Source organism: Sphingomonas alpina (assembly GCF_014490665.1).
GTDB lineage: Bacteria > Pseudomonadota > Alphaproteobacteria > Sphingomonadales > Sphingomonadaceae > Sphingomonas > Sphingomonas alpina.
The window spans coordinates 2,679,579-2,702,072 of sequence record NZ_CP061038.1 but is presented as its reverse complement, the minus strand read 5'-3'; the positions used below and the strand labels follow the sequence as shown (position 1 = coordinate 2,702,072).

General features: G+C 63.0%; 18 protein-coding genes. 6 read left to right on the top strand and 12 right to left on the bottom strand.

The genetic code is table 11. From position 1 onward, the window contains the following. Positions 1-83: 83 nt before the first annotated feature. Both rpmH and H3Z74_RS12455 read right to left on the bottom strand, forming a co-directional pair. A complete protein-coding gene (rpmH, locus tag H3Z74_RS12460; protein ID WP_010162954.1) occupies positions 84-218 on the bottom strand; it encodes a 50S ribosomal protein L34 in 135 nt (44 codons plus the stop codon). Between the two features lie 107 nt (positions 219-325). After that, complete coding sequence (locus H3Z74_RS12455) at positions 326-610, bottom strand: hypothetical protein (RefSeq protein ID WP_229726544.1); 285 nt, start codon at positions 608-610, stop codon at positions 326-328. Between the two features lie 129 nt (positions 611-739). On the opposite strand from H3Z74_RS12455, the gene H3Z74_RS12450 reads away from it, so the two are divergent. Next, positions 740-1,204, top strand: coding sequence for a MaoC family dehydratase (locus H3Z74_RS12450; protein WP_187759986.1), 465 nt, complete (start codon positions 740-742; stop codon positions 1,202-1,204). Here the strand turns inward: H3Z74_RS12450 and H3Z74_RS12445 are convergent. Next, complete coding sequence (locus H3Z74_RS12445) at positions 1,187-1,600, bottom strand: winged helix-turn-helix transcriptional regulator (protein WP_187759985.1); 414 nt, start codon at positions 1,598-1,600, stop codon at positions 1,187-1,189. The genes H3Z74_RS12450 and H3Z74_RS12445 overlap by 18 nt on opposite strands. 87 nt (positions 1,601-1,687) lie before the next feature. Between H3Z74_RS12445 and H3Z74_RS12440 the strand changes: the two genes are divergently transcribed. Both H3Z74_RS12440 and H3Z74_RS12435 read left to right on the top strand, forming a co-directional pair. After that, the gene (locus H3Z74_RS12440) at positions 1,688-2,542 is read left to right on the top strand and encodes an SDR family oxidoreductase (protein WP_187759984.1); all 855 of its coding nucleotides are present in this window, start codon (positions 1,688-1,690) and stop codon (positions 2,540-2,542) included. 159 nt (positions 2,543-2,701) lie between these two features. Next, entirely contained in the window at positions 2,702-3,067 is a 366-nt protein-coding gene (locus tag H3Z74_RS12435) for a DoxX family protein (RefSeq protein ID WP_187759983.1), read from the top strand. 82 nt (positions 3,068-3,149) lie between these two features. Here H3Z74_RS12435 and H3Z74_RS12430 read toward each other — a convergent pair whose 3' ends face one another. After that, positions 3,150-3,722 carry a hypothetical protein gene (locus H3Z74_RS12430; protein WP_229726543.1) on the bottom strand — a complete coding sequence of 191 codons (573 nt, stop codon included), beginning with the start codon at positions 3,720-3,722 and terminating at the stop codon, positions 3,150-3,152. 389 nt (positions 3,723-4,111) lie between these two features. Here H3Z74_RS12430 and H3Z74_RS12425 point away from each other — a divergent pair, with 389 nt between their 5' ends. Beyond that, positions 4,112-6,616 carry a TonB-dependent receptor gene (locus tag H3Z74_RS12425; protein ID WP_187759982.1) on the top strand — a complete coding sequence of 835 codons (2,505 nt, stop codon included), beginning with the start codon at positions 4,112-4,114 and terminating at the stop codon, positions 6,614-6,616. Between the two features lie 336 nt (positions 6,617-6,952). Here the strand turns inward: H3Z74_RS12425 and H3Z74_RS12420 are convergent, their stop codons facing one another. From H3Z74_RS12420 to H3Z74_RS12410, 3 genes are all read right to left on the bottom strand, one after another. Continuing rightward, positions 6,953-8,302, bottom strand: a complete 1,350-nt coding sequence (locus H3Z74_RS12420) for a HAMP domain-containing sensor histidine kinase (protein ID WP_187759981.1) — start codon at positions 8,300-8,302, stop codon at positions 6,953-6,955. Between the two features lies 1 nt (position 8,303). Then, on the bottom strand, positions 8,304-8,981 hold the full coding sequence (locus H3Z74_RS12415) for a response regulator transcription factor (RefSeq protein WP_187759980.1): 678 nt from the start codon (positions 8,979-8,981) through the stop codon (positions 8,304-8,306). A 103-nt stretch (positions 8,982-9,084) separates the two neighbouring features. Then, entirely contained in the window at positions 9,085-9,342 is a 258-nt protein-coding gene (locus H3Z74_RS12410) for a hypothetical protein (RefSeq protein ID WP_187759979.1), read from the bottom strand. A gap of 142 nt (positions 9,343-9,484) precedes the next feature. On the opposite strand from H3Z74_RS12410, the gene H3Z74_RS12405 reads away from it, so the two are divergent. Further along, complete coding sequence (locus H3Z74_RS12405) at positions 9,485-10,993, top strand: YifB family Mg chelatase-like AAA ATPase (RefSeq protein ID WP_187759978.1); 1,509 nt, start codon at positions 9,485-9,487, stop codon at positions 10,991-10,993. A 334-nt stretch (positions 10,994-11,327) separates the two neighbouring features. Here the strand turns inward: H3Z74_RS12405 and H3Z74_RS12400 are convergent, their stop codons facing one another. The 4 genes from H3Z74_RS12400 to H3Z74_RS12385 all read right to left on the bottom strand — a co-directional run bounded on the left by H3Z74_RS12400 (position 11,328) and on the right by H3Z74_RS12385 (position 19,346). Next, on the bottom strand, positions 11,328-12,944 hold the full coding sequence (locus tag H3Z74_RS12400) for a family 43 glycosylhydrolase (RefSeq protein WP_187759977.1): 1,617 nt from the start codon (positions 12,942-12,944) through the stop codon (positions 11,328-11,330). A gap of 11 nt (positions 12,945-12,955) precedes the next feature. Next, positions 12,956-14,554, bottom strand: a complete 1,599-nt coding sequence (locus H3Z74_RS12395) for a GH39 family glycosyl hydrolase (RefSeq protein WP_187759976.1) — start codon at positions 14,552-14,554, stop codon at positions 12,956-12,958. A 70-nt stretch (positions 14,555-14,624) separates the two neighbouring features. After that, positions 14,625-16,124, bottom strand: a complete 1,500-nt coding sequence (locus tag H3Z74_RS12390) for a tryptophan halogenase family protein (protein WP_187759975.1) — start codon at positions 16,122-16,124, stop codon at positions 14,625-14,627. A gap of 141 nt (positions 16,125-16,265) precedes the next feature. After that, a complete protein-coding gene (locus tag H3Z74_RS12385) occupies positions 16,266-19,346 on the bottom strand; it encodes a TonB-dependent receptor (RefSeq protein WP_187759974.1) in 3,081 nt (1,026 codons plus the stop codon). A 250-nt stretch (positions 19,347-19,596) separates the two neighbouring features. Between H3Z74_RS12385 and H3Z74_RS12380 the strand changes: the two genes are divergently transcribed. Next, entirely contained in the window at positions 19,597-20,586 is a 990-nt protein-coding gene (locus tag H3Z74_RS12380) for a cupin-like domain-containing protein (protein WP_187759973.1), read from the top strand. On the opposite strand, the gene H3Z74_RS12375 is transcribed toward H3Z74_RS12380, so the two are convergent. Beyond that, complete coding sequence (locus tag H3Z74_RS12375; RefSeq protein ID WP_229726542.1) at positions 20,570-22,492, bottom strand: hypothetical protein; 1,923 nt, start codon at positions 22,490-22,492, stop codon at positions 20,570-20,572. The two genes, H3Z74_RS12380 and H3Z74_RS12375, sit on opposite strands and share 17 nt — an antisense overlap. Positions 22,493-22,494 lie beyond the last annotated feature (2 nt).

Sequence of the window (22,494 nt, the reverse complement as noted above, 5' to 3'; positions counted from 1 at the left end):
CGGTGCGCGCTTGCCGGCGTTCGCCGCGAGGAAGTCGCGGCGAACGGCCAGAGTCTTAACCCCGGCGTCGCCGGCTGTGATGTTCAGGCAGACAGCTTCTTGCGGCCGCGATTGCGGCGTGCGCGGATCACGTTGCGGCCGCCCGGGGTCGCCATGCGCGAGCGGAAGCCGTGACGACGGGCGCGCACGAGATTGCTCGGTTGAAAGGTCCGCTTCATCGGTCATTCCCTAAGAATTCTTACCCAAGGGGGTATTTCTGAATGTAAAAGGGCCGCCACGAGGACGGCCTTGAAGGCGGTGCCCATAAGCAAAGCCGGTGCCCAAGTCAACGCGTTCGCGCGTCTTCGGCGCGCGATTGGCGCCGGGCACGGCTCGCGCGGCGCAGGCCGCGGTCGGCCAGGTCGCCCGCTTTGGGCCAGCGCCGCTTCGCTCCGACGAACTGACGCTTCGCCCAAAGCGAGTTGCGCAGCATCAGCGCAAGCCCGGCGGCGAACACCACCACACCGCCCGGGCCCGGGATGATGCCGACCACGGGTGAAGCGATCACCAGCACGACGCCGAGCGAGAACAGGCCGGTACGCAGCAGCGGGCGAGGGGCTGTGACGGTCATGGGAAGGATGTGGGGAGGGTGTGTTGCTTGCACAAGGCACCTGGAGTCAGGAAGATTTGGGGCCGGGATGAAAAGCGCTGACGATCATGATCCGTTCAATTAGAGGGTGCGGCTCCACCGGAGACAGACATGCCCAATCCCGACCTCGCCCTGGATGACCTTGCTGTCGGCGACAGCTGGTCCGGCGGGCCGATCACCGTCACGGAGGCCGATATCATCCGCTTCGCGCGCGAATTCGATCCGCAGCCGATGCATACCGATCCGGACGTCGCGGCGCAGGGCCGGTTCGGCGGCCTGATCGCCAGCGGCTGGCATGTCGCGTCGCTGGTGATGCGCGATTTCGTCGATACGGCTCCATTCGGCGCGACGCCGATGCTCGGCTTGCGCGTCGACGAGCTGCAATGGCTGCACCCGGTGCGTCCCGGCGACATTCTGCAGATCCGGCGCGAGATCGTCGCCATCGCACGATCGAGGAGCAAGCCCGATCGCGGCACGATCAGCATGAAGATGACCGTCACCAATCAGGACGGGGCGGTCGTGCTGTCGTTCCTCAATCTGATCCAGATGCCGGCGCGGTCAGACGCCGGCGCCTGACACCGCATCCGGCGCGGTATCGCGCCGCGCGGCGAGGATTTGCGGGAGCCGGTCCTCGATCCAGTCGGCCAGGCCGGCGACCTTTTCCGCTGCTTCCTGGCCCAGCGCCGTCAGCGTGTATTCGACATGTGGCGGCACCACCGGAAAGGAGCGGCGGTCGACCAGCCCGTCATTCTCGAGGCATTGCAGCGTCTGCGACAACATCCGCTCGCTCACCCCGGTGATGCGGCGGCGCAGCGCGCTGAACCGCAAGGTCCCGCCCTGTAGCGCGACCAGCGTGAGTACGCCCCAGCTGCTCGTCATATGCTTCATGATGCTGCGCGACGGGCAATCGCGCGCGAACACGTCGCCGCGCTGCAGCCGCTCGGCCAGGTAGATGCGATCGTTATCCACCATTTTACACTAACCTTTTCGTACGTACTTATGATTAGTTAGCTAGGGCATTACCTGCGGGGCATCAACCATAGAAGGAGTGCCCCGCCCATGTACGCAATCACCGGAGCCACCGGCCAACTGGGTCATTTGGTCATTACGGCCTTGCTCGAGAAGGTCCCGGCCGGCGAGATCGTCGCGGTCGTCCGCTCCCCTGAGAAAGCGGCCGATCTTGCCGCGTTGGGCGTGGTGGTGCGGGCCGGCGATTATGATCGCCCGGAGACGCTGGCGGCCGCCTTTGCCGGGGTGTCGAAGCTGCTGCTCATCTCGTCGAACGAGATCGGCCGGCGCGAGGCACAGCATCGCACGGCGATCGAGGCGGCGCGCGATGCCGGTGTCGGGCTGATCGTCTATACCAGCCTGCTCCATGCCGACACGTCGACGCTTGATCTCGGCGTCGAGCATCGGGCCACCGAAGCATTGCTGCGCGATGCCGGCGTGCCGTTCGCCCTGCTGCGTAACGGCTGGTACACCGAAAATTATGCCGCCCGGATCGATGCTGCCCTGTCCACCGGCGCACTGGTCGGCAGCGCAGGGGCGGGGCGGATTTCCTTCGCTGCGCGTGCGGATTATGCGGCAGCGGCGGCCGCCGTGCTGACCGCCGATGAGGATCAGGGCGGCCGGATCTATGAGCTTGCCGGCGACAGCGCCTATACGCTGAGCGACCTTGCCGCGGAGATCGCACGGCAGGCGGGCAGGGATATCGCCTATACCGATCTGCCCGAGGCGGCTTATCGGGAAACCCTGATCGAGGCCGGCCTGCCCGAAATCTATGCCGGACTCCTGTCCGAAAGCGATGCGAAGTCGGCAGCAGGCGCATTGTTCGACGATGGCGGGGATCTTTCCGCGCTGATCGGCCGGCCGACGACGCCGCTGACGATATCGGTCGCAGCGGCGCTCGCCTGAGGAACGAGGTACCCCGTCCTCAGCAGAGCGCCTCCAGGACAGCCGGCGCGTCGCGTGTCAGCAACTCTTGCCGAAATGGATCAGTTTTGGAACACATTGCCGGCAATGACACGCTATCCATTCATAACCCTCCCCTTGGCCGTCATGATCGTCCGGATCATGACGGCCGTCTTTTTCATGGCGCATGCGGGAGTGCGGATCGCCAACGGCACGATCCCGCGCTTCGGTGCCTTTATGGAAGCGGCGGGTTTCCCTTACGGCATTCAGCTGGTCTGGCTCATTACGCTGAGCGAATTGATCGCCGGAACCTTGCTGATCCTTGGTCTTTATGTGCGCTGGGCGACGATCCCGCTGCTGGTCATTGCGAGCATGGGCATCGTCATCATCCACCGCCATGCGGGATGGTTCGTTGGCGAACATGGCACCGGGGGCAGCGAATATAGCGTCGCGCTGATCCTGTTGCTGCTGATTGTGGCAGCGAGCGACCGGTCATCCTCCACCAAAATGGACCGAAATGGAGCATAATTTGCGTATCCCGGACCATTGGGCGACGGATTGACCGTCGGTTCGGTGCAGGGGGGGCTCCGACCGGACCGGTGAGGCCAGCCTATTGCTTGTTTTCCCTCTCGGCCTTGCCCTTGTCGTACGCGTCGAGCGCGGCCTGATCTTCCGTCAGCACCAGCTCACAGGCCAGCAGCGTCTTGCCGGCCAAGCCTTCGCTCTCGCGCGCAATGATCGATACCACGCCCGCATCCGGACTTGGCTGCTCAGCTGCGGGCAGGGCGCGCGAATAGCCCTTGGTCGAAGCCCCGAACAGCGTCGAGCGTTCGCGGGTGAGGTTATAGCGTGCGGCGAGCGCGTCGGCTTGCTGCCCCTCGACCAGGACGCCGATCGACGAGCCGGCGAAGACCACTTCCCTGGTCTTGAAGCCGTCCTGCCCGATCTCGTGCGGCATTTTATAGACGGCCGCGGTGAGCAGCGATGTATCGGGCTTGGTGATCTTCTCCGCCGCTTCATACAGGGTGTTGGCGGAGTCCATGCTATAGGGTGGCTTGCACACAGCCGCGTCGAAAAATGGCGGCAGCGCGTCATCCGCCGCGCGAGCCGCGCCGCTGATCGGCGCCAGAACCGGGAGAAGCAGCAGCAGGGCTGTGCGACGAAGCGTGCGAGTCGATGTCATGCCTCTCCGCTGCCATGCATGGCGGCCCGTTGCAACGGTGCGGAGAGCGTCCTACCGCACAAGTTATGGAAAACGGCGCAAAATTGCGCGGACTGATAAATATATGTTCCGGCTATTCTTGGTTTCTGGTGCTGAAATTTGAGGTGGAATAGGTTGATCGAATTTAAAGTAGAATAGATTGGAATTAAATTTGCGAAATATCAAAAACAGTAATTATCATAATTGATATAATTCGGGATATTGCATTCACTTGATCGGTTAAATGTCGAAAATGACACGAAAATGATTAGTTTGTGCTGGCAGTGTTACACAAAATGTAACAATATTGACCTATCATCTGTGTAGCCGCCGCCCCAGCAGGACAAGAGGTCCTGAAGGGGTTTTGACACATGCGATATCATTCACGCTTCCGCCGGCATCTGCTTCTGGGCGGCGCCCTGCTGGCCATGACGGCATCGCCGGCGTTTGCGGACGAGAAGCCGGCTGCTGATCCGGTTGCGGTCGACACCGCTCCGGCGACGGACGCACCGGCCCCTGAGGCAGAAGGAGCGCAACTCGACGATATCGTCGTGACGGCAACCAAGACCGAAACCAATCTGCAGAAGACGCCGATCGCGATCGCGGTACTGAGCAACGCGGCACTGGTCGATCGCCATGTGCAGAGCCTGTATGACCTGGCCGATGGTGCGGTCCCCTCGCTGCGCGTCGCGACGTTCGAAGCGCGCCAGACCGCACTGACCATCGGCATTCGCGGCATCGTGCCGCTCGACGCCAACCAGCCCGCGCGCGAGCAGGGTGTCGGCGTCTATATCGATGGCGTCTATCTCGGCCGCCAGCATGGCCTGAACGCGGCGCTGTTCGATGTCGAGCGAATCGAGGTGCTCAAGGGACCGCAAGGCTCATTGTTCGGCCGCAACACCGAGGGCGGTGCGCTGAGCATCGTCACCAAGGCGCCAAGCGGCGTTTTCGGCGGGACCATTTCCGCCGGCGCCGGCAATTACGGCAGCCATAGCGGACAGATTCACCTCGACCTGCCCGAAGTCGCCAATGTCAGCGTCAAGCTCGACGCGATCGAGCAATATCAGGGCGCAACCACCAAGAACCCGCTCGCCGGCCAGACCGGTTGGAATTATTACGACCGTTACGGTTTCCGCGCCGCGGCGCGGTGGAAGCCGTTCGAAGGATTCACGGCCGATTTCTCCTATGATATGGGCCATGATTCCAACTCGCCATTCTACAGCCAGTTGCTGAACTACAATCCGAACCATTGCGTCGCCGGGCCGGTCTCGGCCAGCCCGAACTGCGTGTTGCCAGGTACCGCACCAACCACCTTTACCGGTGCGGTCAAGGGGCTGCCGCCGATCGTGGTGGTCAATGGCACCACGCGGATGAAAGTGGCCGATATCGGCGTGCCGCAGCAGCCCAGCATCGACAAGACGCATGGCTATACCGCCAATCTGAAATGGGCTGTGGCGCCGTGGGTCGAATTGCGCTCGATCACCGCCTGGCGCGACGTCAGCTCGAACCAGTGGGACAACAGCGGCGGTGCGCATCGTCCGCCGGTGACCGGCATTGGCTGCTCGGGTACCACCGGCTGCAATTTCAGCCGCTATAGCTTGGCCGATCTTTACCAGCATCAGTTCAGCCAGGAACTCCAGGCGGTCGGCCATTTCGACAAGATCGATTATGCCGTGGGCGCCTATTATTTCAACGAGACCGCCAATGACGATGCGGCGACACCGAGTTCCAACGCGTTCAACGCGACCGGCACCGCCGTCACTGTCCTTGATCCCTGCACGGGATCCGCCGGTTTCGGATCGCTGCCGAGCTGCCGCTTCATCGACCGTGCCAGCATTGCTCACGCCAAGAGCTATGCGGTCTACGGCCAGGCGACCTATTCGCCGATCGACACGCTGCACTTCACGGTTGGCGGGCGCGGAACCTGGGACGAGAAGGACGGCGCTCTGTACGTCGTCAACAATGCTCCCCGGCCCTTCACATTCAAGCAGAATACCAGCCGGTTCAATCCCACGGCGATCATTGCCTGGGACGCCGCCGACGGGATCAATCTCTATGCCAAATATGCTACCGGCTATCGCGGCGGTGGTGCAAGCTCGCGCTCGGTGACCTATCGTCAGTTCGGTCCGGAAGACGCCAAGTCCTATGAAATCGGCGCCAAGACCGAATTCTTCGACCATCGGGTCCGGTTGAACCTTGCCGGCTACATCATGAACCGCACCGGCAGCCAGATCGACTTCAGTTCGGTGTCGTTCGATCCGGTCACCGGCACGAACCGCAACACGATCGAAACGGTCAATGCACCAGGCAATACCAAGATCCGTGGTGTGGAGGCCGATCTGACGGTCAACCCGCTGCGCGGTCTGACGCTGTCCGCTTCCTATGCCTATACCTACACCAAGATTCCGCCGGTGGTGAACCCGTTCACCGGTGTGATGCAGAATGTCTATATCGTGTTCACACCGCGCAACGCGGCAAGCGGTGCAGTCGACTATGCCGCGCCGCTCGGCGGGATGACGTTGAAGTTCCACCTCGACGCCAATTATGCCGACGCAACCCAGACGTTCGATCAATATGCGACCAAGAATGACTCGTCGTTCGTCGTTAATGGCCGCATCGCGCTGGCCGATATCGAGCTTGGCGGTGGCAGCAACAAGCTGACTCTCTCCGTCTGGGCACGTAATTTGTTCGACAACCAATATGTCTATCGTCGCGATCCGACCAATAGCCTGGGGGGATTGCCCGCCGTCACCAGTGCCCCGGGCGTGACGCCGGTTGTTTACAGCCCGAATTCGGGCATCGGCAATATCCTTGGCGACTATGGCAATTTCAACGCGCCGCGCACCTTTGGCGTTGAGGCCGCGATCAAGTTCTGATCCTTTGTGACATCACCCGGCCCTTTGCAGGGGCCGGGGAGTGAAGATTCCTTCTGCCGACTTCCGTTCGTGTCGAGCGACGTCGAGAAACAGGCCGGATCGTCGGCCATGTTGCTCGGTCGCGCTCGACGCGAACGGTTTTTTTGTTGAGATATTCCAGAGACCGTTCTTTTTATGCAAATATCAATCAAGTAATTGATATATAACAAACTTATTTGCCTTGTGCTTGGGCGGCAGAGGCAGAGATATGGGACATATCCGGTGTCCCATATCTCCCGGCGCATGGCCTGAACCCGCTCATGTGTCGCGGATAGCACTCAATGACGGGATGGTCCGCTAATCGTCGATCGGCAGATCGACCACTGCGCGCAGGCCCGGCTCTGCATCGCCAAGTATCAGCGTACCATGATGCAATCGCGCGATCGCATCGACCAAGGTCAGGCCAAGCCCCTGGCCGTCGGGCTTGTCCGGTGCCTCGAGCCGTCCGAAACGCCGGATCACAGTCTCGTATCGATCGGCCGGAATGCCCGGTCCGTTATCGGTGACAATCACCCGAACCGCGCGCGCGCGCCGTTCCAGCATCAGGTCGATGCGCGTTCCAGGCGGAGTGTGGTGGATCGCATTCTCGACCAGATTGACCAGCATCTGCCGCAACAGATTGATATCGCCGCGGAGCGTTACGGCCGGGATCGCGCCGATGGCGAAGCCGCGTCCGGCATCCTCCGCCACGACCTGCAGCGATTCCGCCACCTCCTCGGCCAGTGCACCGAGATCGACCGGAGCGAATCGCTCACGGCGATGCCCGCCCTCGATCTCCCACAGCCGCAACAGGCTGGAGAAGAGATCGAGCAACTGGTCGGTCTGCGCCAGTGCATCGTCGATCTCGCTTTGCAGCGGATTGCCCTCGGCATGCCGGGCCATCGCCGCGATGCGGCCGCGTAGCCGGGCAAGGGGACTCTTCAGCTCATGCGTGACGTCGCGTGCGGCGTGCTTGATGTTCGCCATCAGCGCGTCGATCCGGTCGAGCATGCGATTGAAAGCTTCGGCCTGGCGGTCGAATTCGCTGTGCGTTCCGTCGAGGGGGATGCGGCTGTGCAGGTCGCCTGCGATCACTGCATCGACCGTGCGCTGCATCGCGCGCATCCGCCCGCCGATCGCCAGCGCGATGCCGATCGCGCCGCCGATCACGATCAGTGCAGTGATACCCAGCCCGATCAGCTGCGTGTTGGCGAGCAGCCGGTCGAACGCGACCACCTCGTCATTGTCGGAGACCACCACCAGCGTGCTGCCGTTCGTCAGGCGCCGGACCAGCGCGCGGCCATGGGCGACGCCATCGACCTGCGCCTCTTCGCCGAAGTTCGAATAGCCGAGGGGCAAAGGCCGGTGCGGCCGAAGCGTCCCTGCCAGCCGCTGTCCCGCCTTGTCGGTGAGCAGATAGAAGAGGTCGGCGGTGTCGTGGTTGCCCTGAGCGGCGATGATGCGCGCGGTCATCGCGGCGACATCGTCTTTCGCGCCGGCGATCGCGGACGCCTCGCTCGCCAGCCGCCGATCGACCTCCCATATCAGCGCATTATGGGCGACGGTGTAGTTGGCGGCGCGGACGGCGATCAAAGCGATCAGGAACAGCGCGACGAAGATCGCCAGGATCGCGCGCAGGGACCTGGGTCTGATCGTGAGGCTGCGCACCTCAGTCCTGGTCGCTCAACCGGTAACCGACCCCGCGGATGGTCTGGATCGGATCGCGCTCACCGGGCAGGTTGATCTGGGCGCGGAGCCGCCGAATATAGGATTCGGCGATGTTGGTGGTCGGCTCGAAATCATATTTCCAGACATTCTGATACAGCATCTGGCGCGTGACGATGCTGTTCGCGTTACGCACCAGCTCGCACAGCAGCTGGAATTCCAGCTTTTGCAGCTTGAGTATGCGGCCGGCGCGGGTGGCGCGATATTTGACTTCGTTCACCTCGATATCGCCGGCGGTCATGATGCCGGATTCATTCGTCCGCGTCGCGCGCCGCGCGATCGCCCGCAACCGTGCATCGATCTCCACCGCCGCTGCCGGCTTGACCAGATAATCATCCGCGCCGGCATCGAGCCCGGCCAGCCGCTGGTCGAGATCGCCCAGCGCGGTCAGCATGATGATCGGCATGTCGAGCCGGCGTTCGCGCAACAATTTGGCGACCGCGACCCCGTCGACATAGGGCAGCATCACATCGAGCAGGATCGCGTCGACCTTGTCGTCCGTAGCGATCGCGAGCGCGGCGCGGCCATCCGGCGCGACAATGGTGTCGTGTCCCAGTTCCGCGAGGTCGGCGACGAGTTGCTTTGCCGCGCGTTCGTCGTCCTCGACGACAAGAAGTCGCATCATGGTCGCCCCGGTGTGAGTCGTGACGAATGCAATCCCACCTTTACCGGCGGGATTCAAATGAACTGTGGCTGCAAGGGTCGTGAAAGCGCGGGCCGGAGGATCAATCGACGACCGACTTGCGCTGGCTCGCAAACCAGCTCTGCACCAGCGCTTCGACATCCTCGACGCCCAGACGCTCGCCGGCACATTTGATCCATAAAGCCCCCCGTTCCGCTGCACTGCGAAAGCGCAGGCTGCGCGCCAGGATCATGATCGGGCCACGTGCCAGTTCGGTGTTGCGGCAGATCGTCCTGCCGTCGATCTCGACCCGGTCCAGCCGATAGAGAATAGCCTCTGCTCTCATATCGGGTACCGGCATTTGGTCTCCACGCGCTCGTCGTCAAAGACTGAAGACGGAACCGATCGACGGATCCCGTATCGGGTCCAATTGTTACAGGCGGTATGCCCTATTCCGCTGCGCCATAAACCCGCTACCAATGGGATTCAGCGGGGAGAGGTGAATGGTTTCGGTCGTGTCGACAGTGGCGTATCTCGGGCTCGAGGCGCGTGCGGTCGAGGTGCAGGTGCAGCTCATCCCGGGCCTCCCCGCCTTCAATATTGTCGGGCTCGCCGACAAGGCGGTGGCGGAAAGCCGCGAACGGGTGCGCGGCGCGATCGCCGCGATGGGCCTGTCGCTTCCGCCCAAACGCATCGTCGCCAATCTGTCGCCCGCCGACCTGCCAAAGGAAGGCTCGCATTTCGACCTCGCCGTCGCACTGGCCCTGCTCGGTGCGATGGGCGTGGTCGATGCGGAGACGCTGGCAGATTATGTCGTGGTCGGCGAACTCGGGCTCGACGCGCGGATCGCACCGTCGCCTGGTGTGTTGCTCGCGGCACTGCACGCGTCGGAGATCGGCAAAGGCCTGATCTGCCCCGCGTCGCAAGGGGCGGAGGCTGCCTGGGCCGGGTCGATCCAGGTAATCGCAGCGCCCGACATCCTGTCGCTGCTCAACCATTTCAAGGGGCATGGCCTGTTGTCCCCGCCCGAGCCGGGCGACGCCGAGGAGGCGACGCACGGCCCCGATCTGGCACAGGTCAAGGGGCAGGAAACCGCCAAGCGTGCGCTGGAGATCGCCGCGGCGGGCGGGCACAATCTGCTGATGGTCGGTCCGCCCGGCGCGGGAAAGTCGCTGATGGCGGCGTGCCTGCCCGGCATCCTGCCGCCGCTTGACCCGGGGGAAGCGCTGGAGGTGTCGATGGTGGGCTCGGTTGCGGGGACGCTGAACGGTGGCCGGCTGACCCGCACCCGTCCGTTCCGTGCGCCGCATCATTCCGCGTCGATGGCGGCATTGGTCGGCGGCGGGCTGAAGGTGAAGCCGGGCGAAGTCAGCCTCGCGCATCTCGGCGTTCTGTTCCTCGACGAACTGCCCGAATTCCAGCGTGCGGTGCTCGATTCGCTGCGCCAGCCGCTGGAGACCGGCACGGTCAGCGTCGCGCGTGCCAATGCGCATGTCACCTTTCCGGCGCGCGTTCAGCTGGTCGCAGCGATGAATCCGTGCCGTTGTGGCCATCTCGGCGATGCCGCGCTCGCCTGTTCCCGCGCTCCCAGATGCGCGGCGGACTATCAGGCCAAGGTGTCCGGGCCGTTGCTCGACCGCATTGACCTGCACGTCGATGTCCAGGCGGTCAGCGCCGCCGATCTTGTCTTACCGCCGCCGACCGAGGGATCGGCCGAAGTCCGCGCTCGCGTTGCCGCCGCGCGGACGGTGCAGGCGGTGCGCTATGCCGATCATCCGGCGCGGACCAATGCCGAGATCGACGGGGCGCTACTGGAACAGGTTGCGACCCCCGACGAACCGGGCCGCAAGCTGCTCGCGCAGGCATCGGAGGCAATGCGTTTGTCAGCGCGCGGGTACACCCGCATCCTTCGCGTTGCGCGCACGATCGCCGACCTGGCGGGAAGCGAAGAGGTAGGACGCATTCATGTCGCCGAAGCGCTCAGCTATCGGCGTCAAGCGCCGAGGAGTTGAGAGAACCGCTTTCCCAGTTACGGCAAGGCATCCGCCCAGATTCGCTCTGAGAGCCACGATCAGCAGCACTGGCATCCAGGGCTGCAAGGAAGTCGTAAACGATCGCTATTCCGGGCTTCGTCGTGACCGGGCGTGCATTGGAACGACACCGAGAGGCGCGTCGCCTCTCAAGCGCCCGCGTGTCAGTGTTCCCGAATATCTCAAATCGGCCTTCCGACCGGAATGCCCGACAAATCGGCCGCCTTTATCGACGGATGACGAAGGCCGCCCTTCTGGATTCTCGAGCCAAACACTGAGTCTGCTACCGGCCACGCAGCAGCTATCGCATGAGGCGTCAGGCGCTATAGCGCAGACCCCGGAACGTCGCCCGTCCGCTGCCCGCGGCATACAGGCCTGGCCGCAGACTCAGAAAGCCGTCGGCGACATTGTGGTTGTAGCCCGTAACCTCGAAGGATCGCTCCTTCGTCCATGTGCGGCCCTCGGCGCTGTGGTAGAGGGTAACGATGTTCTCCTCATTGACGAGGCGCAGGTGGATACGGGAGGCGTTGGTAGCAGCACCTTGAGGCCAGCGTTCACGTTGTCCGATGCGATAAGCCTGGAAGCGGTCCTTGCCGAGGCCGAGGCCGCAGAACAGTTTCTCATTGTAGAACAGCAACAGCCCGGCCTCGACGTCGCCGTCAAGTTCCACCTCAACGTCGATCTGATAGGAGCGGTCGCCTGCCACGAACAGCAGCGGTGAGGAATCGGCGGGACCAGTGCCTTGACCCGCCAGCTGCAAGGTATCTGCCGCGATCCGCGTTCGCTTCAGATAATTGGTTCGCGGCGCATAGAAGCACAGCTTTTTGCCGATCGCGTCCGCGCGAAAGCCGGACAAGGGCTGGCCGCCCGGCGCGGCGCCGGGCGCCGGCATCGCCATGGCGCGCGAAAGGTCGCCACCTGTCGCCCGCGGCCAGCCGTCCGCGGTCCACACAATCGGCTCAAGCAGCATCTGCCGCCCGAGCGTGCGAAACCCGTTCTCATAGCCATGATAGACCAGCCACCAGCGCCCGTCCGGCCCTTCCACGGCGGTGGAATGGCCTCGCGACCACCACGGCTCGTCGCGGTGCGTGGTGCGGACTATCGGATTGTGCGGGCAATTCTCCCATGGGCCATGGATCGATTTCGATCGCGCGACCACCACCATGTGGCTGGTCGGCGGCCCGGCGGTACCGCCCTGCGCCACGAACTGGTAGAAATAGCCATCCTTGCGCAGGACCTTCGGCCCCTCCATCGCGAAGCCTTCGATGATCCAGTCTTCGGGGATCGGCCAGCCGTCATATACGTGCTCGATCGGTCCGGCGGCGGCAAGACCGTCGTCGCTGAGGCGCACCCGCTTGCCGCCGTTGAAGAACAGATATCGCTTGCCGTCCTCGCCCATAGCATGACCGGGATCGATCATGCCGTCGATCTTCATGTCAATCGGCTCGCTCCACGGCCCGCGCATCGACTGTGCGTGGATGACATAGGTGCGCAACGGACGGGCGTCGCCGTCCTGCGCGAGGACGGGGATATAGATGAAGTAGCGATCGCCGTGTTTCGCGATGTCGAGCGCCCATATGGTGCCGATGTTGGTCGTCAGTGCAGCGGCGACCGGCGTCCAGTTGACCAGGTCGCGCGAGTGCCAGATCGGCACGCCAGGATAATATTGGAACGATGAGAAAGCGGCGTAATAGTCCGCGCCATCCTTCAGCACCGTGGGATCGGGGTGATCGCCCGCGAGAACAGGGTTGAGATAGCGCCCATCGCCCAGATCGGCGCGCCGCTGACCTTCTATTCCTGCGCGCCAGCGCGCGGCGGGCGTGGGGCAGGGGACGCGCCGGTCGGATTGCGGCGCGGCGGATGCCGTTCGTGGCAGCGTCGCGCCAGCGGAGGCAAGCGCGAGAGCGAGGGCCTGACGACGGGTCGGGTTCATCATGCTCTCGCTTATTTCTTGCCGCGGTGGATGGGTTCGATCGTCGCCAGCACGACGTCGTTGCTTCGCATCGGCACATCCAGTGCATGGCGCCCATCGCGGCCAATTCGCACGATGCCGCTGGTTTCGGGCAGGTCGCGGGTCAGCGCTTGCAGCTCGGCGAGTTGCTTCGCGTCGAGCGACGCGGGCGATCCCATCTCCAGATAACGCGTGTGCGCGTCATTGGCGCGGAACCCGGTGCGGTGCAACGTCACGCGGTAACGGCCCGGCGTCAGCCCGGCGAAGCGGAGCGTGGTGGCCGGACCGTCGGTCGGGGGCAATATTCTGGTAAAGAACGGCCGGTTGCTGGTCCCCTGTACCGGCTGTCGCCAGTTCCACAGCAGCACGCCGGTCTTACCGCCCGCCGTCGCCGCGATCGAGGAAGCGTCGCGGGTGGCGATCTCGCGACCCTTCAGCGCATTGAGATACTTGTAGGCGAACCAGGCAGGCTTGCGGATTCCTTCACGATTCATCAGCCCAAAGCCGCCGTGGAAGGGGGTCGGTGGCGGCCCGGGCTCCTCGAACAGGTCACTGTAGGTCCAGTAGCTCATACCCTGCGCCAGCCCGCGCGTGTCGTGCAGTTTGGTCAGGATATAGGCGGCGCTGATATAGCTGTCGTGCACCGGATCGCGCGGGCTGTAGCTCGCGCTCCACTCGGTGAAATACAATGGCAGCCCCTTGAACCCCGTCGCGTCGATTTCGCGGCGCACCTTGCGCACGTCGCCGATGATCGCGGCGGGGTCGGACGACAGCTTGTTGTCGTCCTGGCCCTTTTCATCGAGGAAACCGCCATCGACGCCATAGGTGTGCGTCGTGACGAAATCGACCGGGATGCGGCGCTTCGCCGCGCGGTCGAGGAATTCGGGCACCCACGCCGCGCCTGCAGTGGCGGGCCCGCCGACGCGCAGCGCGGGATCGATCGCCTTGATCGTGCGGGCGCTGGATTCGTACAATTCGAAATAGGCTTGTTTGTCCGCCTTCTCCCAGAAGCCGTCGAGATTGGGTTCATTCCAAACCTCGAAGAACCAGGTTCGCACCTCGGCCTTGCCGTAGCGCGCCCGCATATGCCGGACAAAGGCATCGACCAGCGCTGCCCATTCCTTCGGTTTGGGGTGCGAGGTGTTGCCCTTCCAGTAGAAGATCGTCTGCTTTGATGTCGCGATTGCCTCGGGTGTGAAGCCCAGCTCGACGAACGGCTTGATGCGGCGCGCGCGGAGAGCGTCGAACAGGCGGTCGAGTCCAGTCCAGTCGTAGACGATGCGCCCATCCCGCAGCTTCACCGTACCGAGCACGTCGTGGAACGGCGCGTGGAAGCGGACATAGCGGAAGCCGAGTTCGTCCACCGCGGTCTTCAACTGCGCCAGACTGTCCGGGCGATCGAGGGTACCCGGGAAATCGGATCCCACCGAAAGTTTGAACGACTGGTCGAGCGGGGCTCCTGCACGGGCAAGGTCCACATCGATCGTGCGCGCCTGCGCGAACGTTGCCGCCGGAACGAGGCTCGCGATCGCGAAGGCTCCGGCGAGCACGGCCTGCCGGACCCAGCGTGCCGGGGTGTGAGAAGCTGTCATCGATCGACCTTCAACGGAATATTGCCTCAACCGCAGGGCAGACTCGGTTACCGTGCGATCCGGTTGTCTTTCATGCGGCTATCGCCATGCAGGTTCGCTCAATGAAGCGATCATGCGGCGGCATCTTTTCGGCGGCACGAGCCAGGGCGTCACGGCGTTCGGCGAAAAGTGCTGCAAGCCGGGTCGCATCGGTCTGGCCGGCGGTCGCGTCCCATCCCCGCGGCAAACGCTCCTGGCCGGTCAGGATCGCGACCCAGCTTGGTTCCTGGTGCGATTCGAGATCATAGAGCGGTACCCGCGCCGACGCGTCCCAGGTCGCCAGCTTGTGTGCAAGCGTATCCGGCAGCGTCATCGCGCGGCATTCCTGCCATAGCGGCTCGTCGCGCTGGGTGAGGCAATAATGCGCGATCAGGAAATCCCGAATCCGTTCATATTCGGTGATCGTCTGGCGATTATATTCGGTGACGATCGCCGGGTCGATCACGCCCGATGGCAGCAGCTCGATCAATCGTGCCAGGCCCGTCTGGATCAGCTGGATACTCGTCGATTCGAGCGGCTCCATGAACCCCGCGGCAAGCCCGATCGCGACGACATTATGTTCCCAGAATCTCGCGCGACGGCCAGTGGTGAATTTGAGCGGGCGAGGGTCCCCTAGTGGTGCGCCGTCGAGATTGGCGAGCAGGGTCGCTGCGGCCTCGTCATCGGACAGATGGCGGCTGGCATAGACCATGCCGTTGCCGGAACGATGCTGAAGCGGGATGCGCCATTGCCAACCGGCTGCGCGCGCGGTCGAGCGAGTGAAAGGCGTGAAGCGCCCGCCGCGGGCCGACCCGACCGCCATCGCACGGTCGCAAGGCAGCCAGTGCGTCCAGTCGACGAAATCCACCCCGAGCGTGCGGCCGAGCAACAGGCTTACAAAGCCCGAGCAGTCGATGAACACATCCCCTGCAATCTCGCGTCCGCCGTCGAGGTTGAGGGCGGTTACGTCACCGCTCTCGCCGTCACGCAGAACCTGGGCAATCCGCCCCTCGATGCGGGTCACTCCGTTGGCTTCTGCATGGCGGCGCAGCAATTGCGCATAGAGCCCGGCGTCGAAATGATAGGCATGTTTGAAGGCGGCGGCAGCGCCGTTCATTGCCTGTGGCGGCGCGAACCGGTCGCGCGAAGCGGCCGCCCAGGGCATTGACCAATGCTCGATCGGCTCCGGCATCCCGGCGGCGTGGAGGCGCAGCCAGTGATGGTGCGGGGGGACGCCATCAATGTCTTCGCCATAGTCGCCAAAGCCGTGGAAATGGCGGTTGCCGACCCGGCACCAATCGACGAATTCGATGCCGAGCTTGAACGTGCCCTGCGTCGCCGCGACGAAATCCGGCTCATGGATGCCGAGCACCTGGTTCAAATGCTGGATCAGCGGCACGGTCGCCTCGCCGACGCCGATCGTGCCGATCGCGTCGGATTCGACCAAGGTGATTTGCGCATAAGGGGCAGGGCGAAATCGCGCGAACAGTGCGGCGGCCATCCACCCGGCGGTGCCGCCACCGACGATGACGATGCGTTGCGTGGCGGTCACAAGGCTTCTCCCAATAACGAATAGCCAATGCCTAAAGGATCGTTCGTTTCGAGCGCCGTCAATATCGGGTCTCGCGCGGTGCTTCCATCGATAGCAAAACGCCTCGGTCCTGGGAGGGCCGGGGCGCGAGATGGGCAGCGCCTAGAAGACGCCGCGCACCAGGATCGAGAAGCGGCGGTCTGAATCGGTCCAGCTATAGCGCGGTTTCAGATCCGGATCGCCGACATCCAGGAATGTTCGCGAATTGAGCAGGTTGGTACCCTGAACGCCGATCTTGAAGTGTTTGTCGACGGCGTAGAGGATCGATCCGTCGAGCTGGCCATAACTTTCAGACCAGACCGGGAAGTTGATGTTCGCAGCCGACGTGGTCAACAGATAAGTCGATCGCCAGTTATATGCGAGGCGTGCCGAGATACCGTATTTCTCATAGATGCCGGTTACATTGAAGGAGTATTTCGACAGACCTTCAAGTGGCAACGCCTTCGCTGCCTGGGTTGTCTGATTGGCGTCGAACACGTTGATTGCGGTGTTCTTGCCACCGGTCGAGTCGACGAAGGTGAAGTTGCCTTGGAAGCCGAGCCCGCTCAGCGCTCCAGGCAGGCCGTCGAAGAATTGGGTGTAGCCGACTTCGAAGCCTTTGATCGTGCCGCGTGAGCCGTTGGTCTGCTGGGTTACGTCGAACGTGACGGTTTGACCGTTACTGGTATAGGTCTGCTGCGTCGTGCCGGCGAAGATATAATTGCTGATCCGCTTGTAGAAGGCCGCGAATGTCAGGCTGTTCGACCGCCCGAAATAATATTCCAGGCTGGTGTCGAACTGATTCGACCGGGTCGGTTTCAGGTCGGGATTGCCTGCGGTGCCGGTGAACGCCGTGCGTCGCCCGTTGACGCCGACGCCGTTGGCAATGCCGTTCGCATCGAACGAGAAGCTTAGCGACGTGAAAGGATTAAGCTGTGCGAAGGTCGGACGGACGATCGCCTTGGCTGCGGCGAAGCGCAGCTGGAGGTTGTCCTTCAGGAAGAAGCGCAGATTCAGGCTCGGCAGAGTGTCGGTGTAGCTGCCGCTCGTATCCTGCGTCAGCGCGCCGATATTACCTTGGGTGAATGCAATTGCCTGAGCGAGCAGGTTACAATCCGCTTGTGTCGCACCACCGGTGCCGACGGTGCAATTCGGGTTGGTGATCGTGCCGACGCGCAGCGCCGACCCCGTTGCGCCGGTTTCGGTCTTGATCACGCGCACGCCGATATTGCCATCGAAATGGCCAAGCATGCCGGCGTCCTGGCCGAAGCGCAGCAGCGCATAGCCGGCATAGGTCTTTTCACTCTGGTCGTTGATACCGCCCGAGACATTGTCGCCGGCCGGCGCAGCCAGCGAATAATCGCTGGAGAGTGGAGCCCAGCCCCAGCCAGCGGCCTGGGTGGCACGCAAATAGCTATAGGCATTGGCGGTGCCGTTGCTGACAAGGCTGGCACTTGGAAACCAGAAGCCCGGCCCGATCGACGGTACGTTCCCGCGGAAAAAGTTGTTATACGGCTGGAACATGGTCTGATTGGGCAGCCCTGGGTTTTGCAGCGCGCCTGGAACAGGAAGCCCGTTCGCACCGGTGAGGCCGGTCTGGTTGAGATAGATCTGGGGGCCGCCGCCCCAATATTGGGCCGACAGCAGCGACCAGTTGTAACCGGTCTGACGCGTGATCGCATTGCGATCGGTAGCCCGTGCGCCGATCCGGAACGATTTCAGGAAATCATTCTCGGTGAATGTATATTCGACATCGGCGCGTTCTGCCCATTCATGCGCTTCGTTGTCCTCGATATGATCCATCGCCGCGGCCCACCAGTACAGGCTGCGGTCGGTCAGTGTGCCACCGGCGGCGGTCGGAGAAATGCTGAGCGACGGATTGCCGCTGCTGAAGTCGAAATCGATCGTCGCGGGCGTGCCGACCTGAGTGAACGCGGTCATGCTGTACACCTGCGCGGTCGACTTCACATACTGAACATCCGCACCGAACGACCAATGGTCGTCGGGCGTCCAGCGCAGGTTGAGCGAATAGTCGCGGGTCTTCTTGACCTGCTTGCCCGAGCGCGTGTCGAAGTTCAGGTTGCGGTTGTTGAGCGTGCCGGCTTCGAGAACGTGGTCGTCGTTGTAGCGCAGGCCAGTGTTCACCAACTGAAGGTTGTTGTCTCGAAGGTTGGGGTTCGGCGTATCATAGTCGCCCACCGCATATTCAATGTCTTGCGGAGTGGCTTTCGAGATCAACGCTTCACCGGTGATCAGCAGCGTGTCGCTCGGTTTCCATTGGATCGATCCGTCAAAGGCGGTGCGCCGTTGCTTCCAGTCGATACGACGGAAACCCATGCCGGCGGGTACATAGACGTTCGCCCCCGCGGGAAGACCGTCTTGCGCATTGTCGAGCTCGGCGCGGTCATAACGTCCGGCGCTGATGCTGTCGGTCCGATTGCCGACATTGCCGATGGAGTAGGACAGCAGCACGCCGATCTCACCGACCGGTGTTTTCCAACGCCCGCTGCCCAGTATGTTGCCGGACTGGAAGCTCTTGTTGAGCAGATCGCCATAGGTCGAGTCCCCGGAGAAGGCGAAGATATAGCCGCTGGCGTCGAAAGGCTTGCGTGTACGTAAATTGACGATGCCGCCTATGCCACCTTCGACCAGTTCCGCCGAAGGGTTCTTGTAAACATCGACACCGCCGAGCAGGTCGGCCGAGACGTCTTCGAAAGAAAGGCCGCGGCCGTTGTTGGCGGAGAACACGTCGCGCCCGTTGAGTTCGGAGCGAACGAAGGAAAGACCGCGGATGAACACGCCGCCGCCTTCGGCAGAGAGACGCGCGGGGTCGCGATTCTCGTTGGTGCGCTGGAGCGTTATGCCCGGGATGCGCTGCAGCGCTTCGGACACCGAGCGGTCGGGCAGCGCGCCGATATCCTGCGCGGTGATCGAGTCGACGAGCTGCTCAGCATTGCGCTTTCGGTCGCGAGCACCTTCGAGCGATGCACGGATACCGGTGACGACGATATCGCCCTCGGTATCGCCAACCCCAGTGGGGTCGATGTTTTGGTCGGCAGGCTGGTTCGCGACAGCCTGTTCCTGTGCAAAGGCGGGGGCGGACAGGGCGATAATAGTCAGCGCGGCAACGGATGCCCCGGCGCGCAGAGCACGAATTTCAAGCCGGCGTGCGACGCCCGCAGATATAGTTGTGACAGCCCTCATTTCAGTTCCCCTCCTGAACCGTCCTCGATCAGGGACGGCATTTATTACCCGGCAATCCTACCTGCGCCTGTGTGATGATAGCGCTATCACAACCCGGCGCGGTGAATCGGCTCGTATGTTGCTTGCCCACCTGAATCAAACAAGCTGGCGATTGTTAGCATTGGGCCGAACCGGTAGCAACAGCAATATGCAACAATATGTGGACCGCTAACATGATGCCCCATATAGGCAACGGCAGGAGAGAGGCTCAATGCGCACCGTTCCCGAACGTGGACCCGCTACGCCGGATGAACTGGACGGAATCGTCGCTGCCGCACGCCCGATAGTGCTGCGTGGCCAGGTTTCGGACTGGCCCTCAGTCGCGGCGGAGCGGGCAGGGCGGCTCGATGCGTATCTGCGTGATGGCGCCAGTGCGCACCCCGCGTCATGTGTCGTCGGTCTACCCTCGATCGGAGGGTATTTTTTCTATCGCGAGGATATGGGGGGCATGAACTTCGGCCGCCGCGATGCGCCGCTGGGTGATGTGCTTGATCAACTCGCGCAGCAGAAGGGCACGGCGCCGGCGCTCGCGCTTGCGATGCAATCCGCGCCGACAGATGTCGTGCTGCCGGGCTTTGCGGAGGCCAATGTCCTGTCCCTGCTACCCGAAACGATCCGACCACGGATCTGGATCGGCAACCATATCCATGTTGCGACCCATTATGATTCGAGCGACAATATCGCCTGCGTGGTCGGCGGGCGGCGGCACTTCACGCTGTTCCCGCCAGACCAGGCGGCAAACATGTATATCGGCCCGCTCGAAGTGACACCGGCCGGCACGCCGGTCAGCATGGTCCGCGTCGATGCGCCGGATCTCGCGCGATACCCACGCTTCGCCGATGCGCTGGCGGTAGCCGAAACGGCCGAACTTGCGCCCGGCGACGCGATCTACATCCCGTATCTGTGGTGGCATTCGGTCCGTTCACTCGATCCGCTGAGTGTGCTCATCAATTACTGGTGGAACCCGCAGGCCGAGCCGCTTTGGCCGGTCGACGCGCTCCTTCACGCGCTCGCGACGATGCGCGCATTATCGGCGAGTCGTCGGGCGGCGTGGCGTCCGCTGTTCGACCATCTGGTGTTCGACGATGCACCCGCCGCGCACCTCCCGAAATCGGCGCGCGGGGTACTCGGCGATCTATCCGACGCGGAACGCCGCGCGCTGGCAGGGCATCTGGCAAAGCAACTCAGCGAACGATCCTGAAGACACGAAACGAATGCGGCGGAAGCGTGAGGGCGAAATCCGCCCGATCGGGAGCGGCTGTTGCGCTGCCGGCAATCGGGGCGGTCGCCGAAACAATTGTGCCCGACGGCAGCTCGACAAGTTGTCGTCCCGCCGCGTGGACGGCGACCGGTGTCGTCTCGCCGCGGAAAGACTGCACGACGAACGTGTCATTGTCATAGGCGAACAAGGAGACATGCGCGGGCGCCTCGATCATCACCGGCATATCGCTGCTCGCCACCTTGCGGATTTGCGCCAGCATCGCTGGCGGCATGGCATAGAGGTCGGCCGGGTTTTCGGGCACGGTCAGCATATAGAGTGTGCCTGCCGAATAGCGGTTCATCAGGATCAGCGGAAAGCCTTTGGCACCTGCCACACCGCGCACGATTGCCCAGCTATCGTTGGTATAGAAGCGGATGTCGGGGAACAGGATCGGCTTCTGCGTGCCTTCGGTCGCGTTAAGCGGGGTGCCGTTGCCCGCGCCATAGCCCTGAACGAACTGGTCGATCAGCACGCGCCGCCCGGTCGGTACCCATTCGGCGAGGTCGCGAAAGCCACGATCCTGCAGCTTTTCGACGAGCCCCGATGTGACGATGACGGTCGCGCCGCGCTTCAGCGCGCGCTGGATTTTTGCGACGATCATTGGGTCGGCGGCTGCGGCTTCGGTCAGCAACATCGTCTTTGCAGCTTCGGGAAAGTGCGGGGAAAGCTCGATCGGCAGGCCTATGGTACCGAGATAATTGTGCAGAAAATCCTCGCCACTCGACTGATATGGCTTGTAGCTCGCAATGCCGATCGGCTGGCCCAACTCGCCGAGCACGCTGTCCACCGTCTCCAGCGCATAGCCCGCGGCGCGGCCCCAGCCGGCGGGAAGGCGGGCGCCGCTTGCGCGCCACCGGCGTTGTTCGGCCTCCCAATCGAAACTCGTCTGCGCATTCGCCCAGGGACGCTGCCCGGCTTCGGCGGCGGCATCCTCGGACATTGGATGCCAGTTGAACAACGTGATCTCCGGCGCCTTGGCGAACAGCGTGTCCCAGAGCTGCTCGGCGTAGCGATCCAAGTCGCGTGTCGAAAAGGTGTCGACCCAGCCACCGCCATTCCCGCCGGGGCGGATGTTGCCGTAATAGCGGATGATCCCATAGCTCTCATATTGCTGGAGCAACTGGTCAGTCAGCGTCGGATCGCGTGTCTCGGTGCCGGTATAGATGCCGTCGAACGCCTGCGCTTGCTGATCGAGATCATAGCCGAGTCCCTGGAAATGTTCGTACCAGTTCGGGTATTTGATCACCATCTTCACGCGAGGATTGACCGCATGGGCGGGGGCCAGGACGAGATCGCGCGAAACCTTGCGCATCGTCTCCAGCCGGTATTGGGTCCAGCTCTGCTTTCCTTTGGCGGCGATGTCGGCATCGCTTTTTGAGGTGTAGAAGAAGAAATCGTCCAGGATCACCTCGTCGAAATGCCTGGCGGCGAGGCGCACCGCTTTTTCGCATTCGGCGCGGTCGGCGGGTTTTTCATAGTCGAAAGTGCCGAACTGTCCGCCCTCACCGCCCGCCGCCAGCGTGATGCCGCCGGCGGTCGCGATACCCTTTTCGGCGAAATAGCTTTTCACCCGTTCGAGCTCGTCATCGGTCGCGAAATCGCGGTCGCGGTACGCCTCGATATAGACCTTGTCGAAGTGAAGCTGGCTGGCCGCGCGGGCATATTGCCGGTCGAACGTCGCACGGTCGGCGAGCCGCCGCGCATCGCCGACCGCGATATAGATGGCGGCGCGGAAATTCTTGTATTTGGGTGGAATCGTGATCGCCGTCGGCGCGGTCTGGGCCATGGTTGGAAGCGCGAAAGACGTAGCCAGGAGCGCGGCGAACGCCGTGGTGCCAAGGCGCATGA

Excerpts from the sequence above, each read along its gene's own strand:
- rpmH (WP_010162954.1), bottom strand. The coding sequence starts at position 218 with ATGAAGCGGACCTTTCAACCGAGCAATCTCGTGCGCGCCCGTCGTCAC.
- H3Z74_RS12455 (WP_229726544.1), bottom strand. The coding sequence starts at position 610 with ATGACCGTCACAGCCCCTCGCCCGCTGCTGCGTACCGGCCTGTTCTCG.
- H3Z74_RS12450 (WP_187759986.1), top strand. The coding sequence starts at position 740 with ATGCCCAATCCCGACCTCGCCCTGGATGACCTTGCTGTCGGCGACAGC.
- H3Z74_RS12445 (WP_187759985.1), bottom strand. The coding sequence starts at position 1,600 with ATGGTGGATAACGATCGCATCTACCTGGCCGAGCGGCTGCAGCGCGGC.
- H3Z74_RS12440 (WP_187759984.1), top strand. The coding sequence starts at position 1,688 with ATGTACGCAATCACCGGAGCCACCGGCCAACTGGGTCATTTGGTCATT.
- H3Z74_RS12435 (WP_187759983.1), top strand. The coding sequence starts at position 2,702 with ATGACGGCCGTCTTTTTCATGGCGCATGCGGGAGTGCGGATCGCCAAC.
- H3Z74_RS12430 (WP_229726543.1), bottom strand. The coding sequence starts at position 3,722 with ATGACATCGACTCGCACGCTTCGTCGCACAGCCCTGCTGCTGCTTCTC.
- H3Z74_RS12425 (WP_187759982.1), top strand. The coding sequence starts at position 4,112 with ATGCGATATCATTCACGCTTCCGCCGGCATCTGCTTCTGGGCGGCGCC.
- H3Z74_RS12415 (WP_187759980.1), bottom strand. The coding sequence starts at position 8,981 with ATGCGACTTCTTGTCGTCGAGGACGACGAACGCGCGGCAAAGCAACTC.
- H3Z74_RS12410 (WP_187759979.1), bottom strand. The coding sequence starts at position 9,342 with ATGCCGGTACCCGATATGAGAGCAGAGGCTATTCTCTATCGGCTGGAC.
- H3Z74_RS12405 (WP_187759978.1), top strand. The coding sequence starts at position 9,485 with ATGGTTTCGGTCGTGTCGACAGTGGCGTATCTCGGGCTCGAGGCGCGT.
- H3Z74_RS12400 (WP_187759977.1), bottom strand. The coding sequence starts at position 12,944 with ATGAACCCGACCCGTCGTCAGGCCCTCGCTCTCGCGCTTGCCTCCGCT.
- H3Z74_RS12395 (WP_187759976.1), bottom strand. The coding sequence starts at position 14,554 with ATGACAGCTTCTCACACCCCGGCACGCTGGGTCCGGCAGGCCGTGCTC.
- H3Z74_RS12385 (WP_187759974.1), bottom strand. The coding sequence starts at position 19,346 with ATGAGGGCTGTCACAACTATATCTGCGGGCGTCGCACGCCGGCTTGAA.
- H3Z74_RS12380 (WP_187759973.1), top strand. The coding sequence starts at position 19,597 with ATGCGCACCGTTCCCGAACGTGGACCCGCTACGCCGGATGAACTGGAC.
- H3Z74_RS12375 (WP_229726542.1), bottom strand. The coding sequence starts at position 22,492 with ATGCGCCTTGGCACCACGGCGTTCGCCGCGCTCCTGGCTACGTCTTTC.